The sequence below is a fragment of the Methylobacterium sp. genome (genome assembly GCF_019745455.1).
Classification (GTDB): domain Bacteria; phylum Pseudomonadota; class Alphaproteobacteria; order Rhizobiales; family Beijerinckiaceae; genus Methylobacterium.
In genome coordinates this window covers 1-8,646 of record NZ_JAIETD010000101.1, presented here as the reverse complement: position 1 = coordinate 8,646, position 8,646 = coordinate 1, and the positions used below count along the sequence as shown (strand labels likewise).

Sequence of the window (8,646 nt, the reverse complement as noted above, 5' to 3'; positions counted from 1 at the left end):
CTAGAGGGAGGATGCCGTCCTCTCGCAGGTTCATCCCGAAATCCCACTCGCTCGCGCGGACAAAGTACGGGACTAGCATCGTCGCGCGCACGGCGCAGCACAAGCCGGGTTGGCGACGGTGCTGAAACACGCGGTAGTATGTCGGCTGAAGCTGTCCGAAAGGCATGGGATCCATCCTCAAGACCCGTCGAGATCCGCTGGACAGAAGCTGCCGAGACCGCGGACGACACTCCGCGGCGAGAGCGTGTCAAGCCGCCTTGGCGAACGTCGTCTCGGCAAGATCAAGCGTCACGGCGAACGCCTCTGCCCTGTAGTCGGACGCCCCCTCGACCACGAACGTCGTCTGAAGTCCGACTGCATCCTTGAATGAGCGACACTGCACCAGCGCCGCGAGGTGGTCCGCCTGGGCCTTTAGGCGCCGGCTCGTGAAGCGCATCGTCTCCGCGGCAAGGCGCAGCGGAAAATCCAGCATGACAGTATGCCAAGCGTTCAAACCGGCGGCGCAGAGTTCGGCCGGGCTGCCGGAGAATTGTGCGTGCGGGTCTCGCGTGACATCCATGTCGGTCTCCTTGGTTTACGAGGAAGGCCAGGATGCAATCCCAAAATATAAAATCATTGATTCAGATCAATGTCTGTTAAGTATAATCATTATTACTGCAACGCTCTAATTATAACCTGTTATTTTTTGGCGTGAAATAAGTCCGCGGACATCATTGGCTTTGACTTGGATCAAGGCTGACGCAACTTAGTTGGGCTTGATTTATCGAATGGAGGCGGCAGGCTGTCTGTCGCCTGGGTCCCCGTCGGCCCCGCCGTCGGGACTCCTCCCTCACGAGGAGAAGTCGATGCGCACCATCGAAAACCGAACCGAGGACGCGGTCCTGAACGGCCTCAACGTGATGTTGGGCATCGCTCTGTTCCTGGCCCCTTGGTACCTTGAGCTGAACAGCGAGACCGCAGCCGCACGCAATGCCTTCTTCAGCGGCATAGCGATCGTCATCATCGCGATGCTCGCCCTCAGCAAATCCTACGACTGGGAGGAGTACCTCAACCTCGCCGTGGGCCTTTGGGTGGTCGTGGCACCGTGGGCACTCGGCTTCGCGGATGCTCAGTATGCCATGGCCACCCACGTGGTTATCGGCATTACCGTGGTCGCTCTTTCGGGGTTCGAGCTCTGGCGGCTCTACCGGTCGCCGGAAGCGCATTCCGTCTGATCCAGCCGCTCGTCCGAGAGGATGGTCGCGCCGCGCGATTCTTGCTGGCGCGACGTCCATCGAGAACGCCCCCTCTCCCTGCGAAGCATCGCCATGCCTCTCGATCCCCTGACGCTCATCCTCGCGGCAGCGTTCACCTCCGGCTGCGCCTCCCTCCACGCCCTGCGCCATCACGCCGACACGGTGACGTTCGTTCTTGCCTTCATGGCTTGGGCGCTCGGCGCCGCCGTCGTCTCCTTGCTTGCCGCCCGCTTCGGTTTGGTGATGGCTCCCGATCATACGGGCATGTGGATGCACATGGCGGCCGGCGGGGACTGAAGTTCAACCTGGCGCCTACGTACTTGCCCTTACGCGGCCCTCCTTAAGCGACAGGCCGGAATTTCATTCCTGTGGCGGTCCGGCCAACTTCCCGTCCATCCGAACCGGACGAGGAGCCAAGCGATGGCCACCGAGATCACCTTACCCGCCCTGTCGCACATGACCGGGATCATGCCCGCTCCCGCCTCGAATGGCGGCGTCCTGTTCGCGGGCTGCCCGGAACTCATCGGGACACCTTCGGCCTACTCCCGCGAGGAAGAAGTGTACGGCGAGGGGGAGGACGCCGAATTCGTCTACAAGGTGGTCCAGGGCGCGGTCCGGACCCACAAGGTCCTCAGCGACGGCCGTCGCCAGATCACCGGCTTCCACCTCCCCGGGGACCTGTTCGGTCTCGAGCAGGGCGAGACACACCGGCACACGGCCGAGGCGCTCTCCGACACGAAGGTCCTGATCTTCCGACGGCGCGGCATCGAGCGCGCAGCGGCCCGCAGCGCCGACGTGGCCTGCCACCTCTGGGACATGGCCGCCAGCGGCTTGCGCCATGCACAGGACCACATGTTGCTGCTCGGCCGACGCTCGGCCATGGAGCGGGTCGCGACCTTCCTCATGGACGTCGACGAGCGTCTCGGCGGCACCGGCACCTTCACCTTGCCGATGACCCGGCGCGACATCGCCGACTATCTCGGCCTCACCATCGAGACGGTGTCGCGCACCCTATCGCTCCTCGAAGAGAACAACGCCCTGCTCCGTGCCGGCGGACGCCAGGTCAGCCTGCGCCGCGCCCGTCTTCGTCGCCTGATCGAGGACTGAACCGGCGATTATGGATACCGCTAGGAACCGGGAGGGGACCGGACATGGGAGCGTAAGCCAAGCCGAATTGGGCGAACTCCTGACGTGATCGCTTTCTGAACGGCCGGATGCGGTGGACGTCATACGGACGCACATCTCCGAGGTGTTCCTCGGACCTGGTCGTGCTCTCAAGCTGAAGCGCGCGGTGCGCTTCCCGTACTTGGACTTTTCGTCACCTGAACGACGGCTCGCGATGTGCCGAGCCGAGTTCGAACTCAATCGCCGAACGGCGCCTTCGCTTTATCTCGGCGATCACGCGGGAGCCGGACGGATACCTTGCCTTCGACGGAGCCGGGTCGCTTGTCGATTCCGCCGTCGAAATGCACGGGTTCCCGCAGGAAAATCTCTCGACGAGATAACGCGAACCGGCCGTCTCGCGCCGGAGCTCATCGCCGGTATCGCCCAGCGCAGTGCCGCCTTCCATGCCGAGGCGGAGGTCACTCACTGGCGTGGCGGCGAGGCAGCAATGGCCGCGCTCATCGACATGAACGACAAGGTCAGGCCGACACCCGCACTGGCCACCGATAGCAAAGCCCAGGCACTCGCGGGTCGCTTCCGCCGCGCCTTGAAGCGGCATGGTGCGCTGCCCGACGCTTCATGCAACGCCGGCAAGGTCCGCCGCTGCCACGGTGACCTTACGCTGCGCAACATCTGTCACGTCGACGGCGTTCCGACCCCGTCCGACTGCATCGAGTTCGACGAGGCGCTGGCGTGCATCGATGTGTTGCAAGACCTCGCCTTCGTGCTCATGGATCTCTGGCATCTGGGGCGGCCCGATCTCGCCAACCTCCTTTTCAACCGCTACCTCGATGAAACCGACGAAACCGGCGGCCTCGGCCTGCTGCCGTTCCTGATGGCGGTCCGCGCCACCATACGGGCGCATGTCACGGCCGTTCAGGCGGAGGGTGCGGTCGTCACGCCGGCGGGTCGGAGGGTGCAGGGGAACGGCATCGGGCCCGATCTCGTGATCGCGCAGGCGAGCGGCACCGAATGGCGGGGCGATGGTGCTGGGCTGCCCGGCCGCCCGGATGAAATCGCCGGATCCCTGCAGGCCGGCATCGTCGAGGATACCCGCGTTGAGCCCTTGTGTGACGCCCAACTGATGACTTCCCTCAGGCGCCCGGGAACGGGTTCCCCGATCGGGGAATGGCGGCCGGCAAGTCCGCCTGCTGGACATTGATCTGCCTCAAGGTCCGCTGCTGGCGACGATCTGAGAATGAGCGTCCTGTTGCGGGCGGATCCTACATCAACGCCCAGGGGAGGTCTCCCATGGTCACGATATTCGACGAACGTGAGCGGGCTTTCGAAACCCGCTTCGCCCGCGAGGAGGAGTTGCGTTTCAGGGCGCGCTCGCGCCGCAATCGCCTTCTTGCAGCCTGGGCGGGCGAGCGAATGGAGCTAACCGGAGAGACGGCCTCCGGCTACGTTGCCTCCTTCACAGAGAGTTCCGTCGCGGCCACCGACGCCTCCGTGCTGGCACGCCTCCTGGCAGACCTGCGAGCTCACGGTATCGAGGCGCCGCTCCCGGCCCTGTGCAAGGAGATGGAACGCTGCGCCGCCCTCGCCCGCGCCGAGCAGCGTGTCGGCCTTGCGCTGGATCAAGGCTCGTCCGTCTGAGGCGCGCATAGTCGCCCCACCCCACGCACCAGCGCGAACAGGAGAGATGCCATGACGGACAAGGACCTTCGCAGGGACGTTCTCGACGAACTCGACTTCGATCCCAGCCTTGATGCCGCCGACATCGGCGTCGCCGTGGCGGACGGCGTCGTGACCCTGACGGGCCATGTCGGCAGCTATGCGGAGAAGGTCGAGGCCGAGCGCGCCGTCCGCCGGGTGAAGGGCGTGCGGGCCATTGCCCAGGAGATCCGGGTCCGCCGCCCCGATGCCAAGAAGATCGAGGACGACCAGATCGCCGCGCGGGCCCTGGCGATCATCGACTGGTCCGTGCACCTTCCGAAGGGAGACATACAGGTCAAGGTTGCGCAGGGCTGGGTCACGCTGACCGGCAAAGTGCCGTGGCAATACCAGGCGATGGGCGCCGAGGCGGCGGTCCGCAAGCTATCCGGCGTGGTCGGGGTCTCGAATGTCATCGCGATCCGACCGGAGGTTCAACCGGCGGCCGTCAAGGAAAAGATCCTGGAGGCTTTCAAGCGGGGTGCGGTGTTCGAGGCCGACGGTATCAAGGTGAGCGTAGAGGGCGACAAGGTCACCTTGGATGGCGCCGTGGCGGCATGGGCCGAGCGCGAGGCCGCCGAGCGAGCGGCATGGTCGGTTCCCGGCGTACGGTTCGTCGAGGATCGCATCGTGGCCTTGATCTGAGGACGGACGCCATGCCTCACGAGATGCACGCGACTTCCCATGCTTCCCGGTCCGGCTCCGCCGCTAGGCTTCAACGGGTGACGCTGACGCTGGCGCGCGGCCCGGAGCATCCCGAAGGCAGCGCGCGACGTGGCTACGAGATCGTCGCACCTCTCGGGCCGGATGGACGCCTCGACGCGGCCCTCTGGCATGAGGCCCGTAATCAATGCCGCGTCCGCCGCTTCTGGCCCGGCGAGCGCGACCGCCATGGCCGGCTGATTCATCGGGCCGGAGGCGAAGGCGGTGCAACGTGGTTGATCGACTACGAGGACTGGACGAACGAGGACGACGAGCCGGGCTATCGGCTGGGTACCCATGCTTTCGTCGAGGGCGAGTATGTCTCCATCCGCGAGGCCGGAGACGAGACCTACCAAGCGTTCAAGGTTGCCCGGCTCGGCGACATCGGCATGGGAGGGCGCAGCTGATGTCGACGTCGCCGCTTCCTTCCGGCAATGGAAGGTCAGAGTTCGACCTTGCCCAGTCCGCATGGCTGACCCTCTGGCGCACGGTCTGGCTGGACCTCCCGCTCGCCTGGGCCGGCGAGATCGACCGGCTTCTGTTCCGATGGATCGAGTTGATCGACACTGCCGGTCCACACGCTGGCGACGGGCCGCAGACGGCGAGCGAGGCCATCGCCTTGAGCCTCGGCTGCGATGGCTCCGAGGGTCCCGTCGTCTGAAGACGAACGACGGCCCGAACCGCGTTCCAGGGGACCCTCATTGAAGGTTCGGACGGATGATCTCGTCGGTCACGTCCCGATCCGTCTCGACCTCGCGAATGCTGATCCTCACCCCCTTTCGCACGAGGCGCTCCAAGTCGTGTGCCGAGAAGTAGGTTCGGGTCTCCCGGTCGCAGAGTCTGCTTCCCCCGTACCGCCTGAGGTTTCGAACGGGGGCGATTTCTTGTCGGACATCATTCCGTGGTCTTAACAACAGACTGCCTCAAGTCAGGCGCTAGATCTTAGCTGAATAATTAACGTGTAATCGAACGTTGAGCAGTGGCATCCAAGCGGACAGAGGCATGCGACTTGGCCTAGGACCACGGACCGGGCGACCTCGTCGCCTCAACCATCAGCTCCCCGACCGACCTCGCAATCTCCCGCTCCTCGCTCGCGGGAACGATGCGAACGCTTAAGGTCGACGCCTTGGCGCCGATGCTCGTCTCGCCCCGTGCATTCGCGGCCTCGTCGAGGACTATGTCGGTGAACGCCACGTGGACGACGCGGTGTCCGACCGCGGTCGGAGGGAAAGGAAGCCGCGCGAGCAGCCAGCGGGCGACCGCCGCGTGGTCGCCCGCTGGCGGGCGGTCGGTGCTTACGGTTCCGCCGTTTACCGAGAGCCGTGGGTCGACCCCGACCTCCGAGACATGAGCTCGCCAAGTCGGCGCGTCCTCCTCCGGATGAAAAAGGGCGCACAGAAGGCTCGACGAGCGGGCATTGTGGACGAGGATCATCGTTCCACCTCAGGCGATGCCGGTGCCTTCATCGAAGTCCGTGCTTGTTCGAGATACTTCCTCGGTGCCCAGACCGCTCTGCATAGTGTCGCCGTCGGGTAGAAACTGGACCTTGACCGTTTGTCCCGGAACGGACGTTCCGCTTCTGGCCCAACTACGCTGTACAGGCGGTCATTACCGTCCTCGGAAGCGGACGCTCGCAGTTTGGAAATTATGATGCCTTGCACTGCTCCGTTCGGGTCATGCTCCGACCAACTCGAGGTCCCCGCGCCCGATGCAGGCACCATCTAGCTGACGACAGCGATCCCGCGGCTGAGAAAGCCCACTGATTTCGGCGTACGAGGCAGGTAATATTCCTCCAACTCGGCAAGCGCGAAGCCGGCGGCTCGGAACGAGCCAGCTACCGGACGGATAAGATTGCAGCCGACCGCCAAAGTCCGCCAGAGCGGGTTCAGCCTGTACTGCCAAACGGCGACCTTCGCATCGTTCGACAGCCCGTGTTCCAAGAACAGCGCTTGGCCACCAGGACGAAGAACGCGGCGCACCTCCGATAGGCACCTCATCGGATCATGCACGGAACAGAGCGTGTAGGTAATCACTGTCGTGTCGACGGAGGCGTCGTCCAGCGGTAGGCTCTCCGCCGATGCGCGCCGGATCTCAACCGGAACCTTGGCCACCCGTTGTTGCGCTTCGCCGAGCTTCAGAAACGTCTCGTTTGGATCGACGCCGATTACGCGCGAGACCTGGGCTGGATCGTAAAACGGCAGGTTCAGGCCGGGGCCGAACCCAATCTCCAGCACCGTGCCCGTTGCACGTGGTACGATCTTTTCGCGCTCGGCGCTGATGTCGGCCATTGCGCATAGGCAACGCACAAAACGGGGACCGATGTGCCGCTCGTAGAAGCCCATCTGTTTCTCCTGCCGAGGGTGGCCGCACCTGATGGCTGTTTCATCGCTGACAAAAGACCTTTGTCACAGGCACGCATCACAGATTGCGGTCAGATGCCGGTGGTCCGTCCCGCAGCAACCACCGAAGACACGCAGGTTTGGTAGCCGAGCGCATAGTCTAGCGTAATCCTGGCCGAGCTCTTGCGGCTCGCCGATGTCGAGCTCAGAGGCCGCATCGAGTTCGGCGTGGCTCTTCCGAGAGGCGTTCGCCCGTAGGCCACGAATGCGGCCGAGCCACCCGGCGTCCCCGACGAGCACATGCTCGAAATGTGTCGGGTGGGCGCAGTTGATCATATAGTAGGCGGGGTAAGCCCCCGTGACCGCATCAGCTTCCTCAATGGCAGAGCCGAGAGCTTGGCCGGAGGGCAGTTGGCCATCGGTCTCCACCGTGAAGGATACTACGATCGGCATATCGGCAGCCTTCGCCGCATGAGCAATACCAATCGTTTCCTCCGCCGAGGTCATGGTGACCGCACTGACCATGTCAGCTTCACTGTCCCGGAACGCTTGAACTTGCGGCGCGTGGTACATGGCTGCCTCCGCCGCTGTCATGGTGGTCTCGATCCTGTACCCGTCGCCACGAGGCCCTATGACGCCATTGAGGACAAGAGGCAGTCCGCCATGGGAGTGCTGACGTCGGAGTTCCTTGAGATAATCGATGGCGGCGCGATCGACGTTTGCAAGAGCCTGGGCATCGAAGCCGAGCTGTCTACCCCAGTCGGGATTAGCCCGCCATGTCGGTGTATCCAAGATGAGCCCCAACCCGTACTTCCGCGCGAGACCCAGATAAGGCTGGAAGTACTGTGTTAGTGTAGTTCTGCCCTCTTCCGTACATACCAACGGGAAGGCCGCAAAGCAGGGCAGTTCAAGGCCCTCGTGGAAGACGAGCGTAGTCTCAAGCCCACCGTCAGTTAAAAAGGCGCGGCCATCCAGTTGCGGGAGCAAGTTCCGATATTGAGGCATGTGGAACCTCCGCTGAGATAATGTATAAGCCGGTTGCCGTTATAAGGAAGCGCTTTGTCTCAGACGCAGCTGCCGAACCTAGGAAGCGCCTAGACAAATCGGTATCAACAATTTGGCTGCGTCCGATTGCACATTTTCTTGCGCAGAGACGTGCGAAAAGCCGGTTTCATGCGCCACATCCATAAACGCGCACGGTTAGCGCACTTCAGGACATGCGCTGCCGAGTATCCCAATAGGGTTTGCCCTAGTAGCACGTTTCAAGGGCTGCAGCGCAGCATGCTTGGGAAACGACCGCAAACCTGACAGGTCGGCAAGGTCTCGTGCGCTGAGCCTGCCCAAGGTCGTTTGCGCCTGCAAACCCTGACAGGTTTTCAAATATCTGGAAACGCTCTTGCCTGGACATTCCTCTCGCGTGCCGTGAAAAACCTCAAAGGGGTTGCATTGGTGAACGCCAACGTCCGCTTCCATGATTTGGCCTCCCGAAAGCGGACTGGCAGTAAAGCGCGCCTCCCGGTCATACGCGTTTGTTCCGTCAGGCTGCCTAG

The 8,646-nt window shown here is 63.4% G+C and carries 13 protein-coding genes; 8 read left to right on the top strand and 5 right to left on the bottom strand.

Features of this window, described 5'->3' with window-relative positions; translation table 11 throughout:
- Positions 1-247: 247 nt before the first annotated feature.
- Positions 248-559: a phasin family protein gene (locus K2Y56_RS18740; RefSeq protein WP_292510975.1), complete on the bottom strand. Its 312-nt coding sequence runs from the start codon at positions 557-559 to the stop codon at positions 248-250.
- A gap of 286 nt (positions 560-845) precedes the next feature.
- Between K2Y56_RS18740 and K2Y56_RS18735 the strand changes: the two genes are divergently transcribed.
- The 8 genes from K2Y56_RS18735 (at position 846) to K2Y56_RS18700 (ending at position 5,418) form a co-directional block, all read left to right on the top strand.
- On the top strand, positions 846-1,214 hold the full coding sequence (locus tag K2Y56_RS18735) for an SPW repeat protein (protein WP_292510973.1): 369 nt from the start codon (positions 846-848) through the stop codon (positions 1,212-1,214).
- 93 nt (positions 1,215-1,307) lie between these two features.
- The gene (locus K2Y56_RS18730; protein WP_292510972.1) at positions 1,308-1,532 is read left to right on the top strand and encodes a hypothetical protein; all 225 of its coding nucleotides are present in this window, start codon (positions 1,308-1,310) and stop codon (positions 1,530-1,532) included.
- Positions 1,533-1,703: 171 nt separating this feature from the next.
- Positions 1,704-2,342: a helix-turn-helix domain-containing protein gene (locus K2Y56_RS18725; protein ID WP_292510979.1), complete on the top strand. Its 639-nt coding sequence runs from the start codon at positions 1,704-1,706 to the stop codon at positions 2,340-2,342.
- A 505-nt stretch (positions 2,343-2,847) separates the two neighbouring features.
- The gene (locus K2Y56_RS18720; protein ID WP_366849105.1) at positions 2,848-3,561 is read left to right on the top strand and encodes a hypothetical protein; all 714 of its coding nucleotides are present in this window, start codon (positions 2,848-2,850) and stop codon (positions 3,559-3,561) included.
- A gap of 89 nt (positions 3,562-3,650) precedes the next feature.
- Entirely contained in the window at positions 3,651-3,998 is a 348-nt protein-coding gene (locus K2Y56_RS18715) for an ATPase inhibitor subunit zeta (protein WP_292510970.1), read from the top strand.
- Positions 3,999-4,049: 51 nt separating this feature from the next.
- Complete coding sequence (locus K2Y56_RS18710; RefSeq protein WP_292510968.1) at positions 4,050-4,700, top strand: BON domain-containing protein; 651 nt, start codon at positions 4,050-4,052, stop codon at positions 4,698-4,700.
- An 11-nt stretch (positions 4,701-4,711) separates the two neighbouring features.
- The gene (locus K2Y56_RS18705) at positions 4,712-5,164 is read left to right on the top strand and encodes a hypothetical protein (protein ID WP_292510965.1); all 453 of its coding nucleotides are present in this window, start codon (positions 4,712-4,714) and stop codon (positions 5,162-5,164) included.
- A complete protein-coding gene (locus tag K2Y56_RS18700; protein WP_292510962.1) occupies positions 5,164-5,418 on the top strand; it encodes a hypothetical protein in 255 nt (84 codons plus the stop codon). Before K2Y56_RS18705 ends, K2Y56_RS18700 begins: the two co-directional genes overlap by 1 nt.
- A gap of 37 nt (positions 5,419-5,455) precedes the next feature.
- Here the strand turns inward: K2Y56_RS18700 and K2Y56_RS18695 are convergent, their stop codons facing one another.
- The 4 genes from K2Y56_RS18695 to K2Y56_RS18680 all read right to left on the bottom strand — a co-directional run bounded on the left by K2Y56_RS18695 (position 5,456) and on the right by K2Y56_RS18680 (position 8,101).
- Positions 5,456-5,671, bottom strand: coding sequence for a polyhydroxyalkanoate synthesis regulator DNA-binding domain-containing protein (locus K2Y56_RS18695; RefSeq protein ID WP_292510959.1), 216 nt, complete (start codon positions 5,669-5,671; stop codon positions 5,456-5,458).
- Positions 5,672-5,771: 100 nt separating this feature from the next.
- On the bottom strand, positions 5,772-6,191 hold the full coding sequence (locus K2Y56_RS18690; protein WP_292510956.1) for a hypothetical protein: 420 nt from the start codon (positions 6,189-6,191) through the stop codon (positions 5,772-5,774).
- Positions 6,192-6,478: 287 nt separating this feature from the next.
- Positions 6,479-7,099: a class I SAM-dependent methyltransferase gene (locus K2Y56_RS18685; protein ID WP_292510953.1), complete on the bottom strand. Its 621-nt coding sequence runs from the start codon at positions 7,097-7,099 to the stop codon at positions 6,479-6,481.
- A 63-nt stretch (positions 7,100-7,162) separates the two neighbouring features.
- Positions 7,163-8,101: a homocysteine S-methyltransferase family protein gene (locus K2Y56_RS18680; RefSeq protein WP_292510950.1), complete on the bottom strand. Its 939-nt coding sequence runs from the start codon at positions 8,099-8,101 to the stop codon at positions 7,163-7,165.
- Positions 8,102-8,646 lie beyond the last annotated feature (545 nt).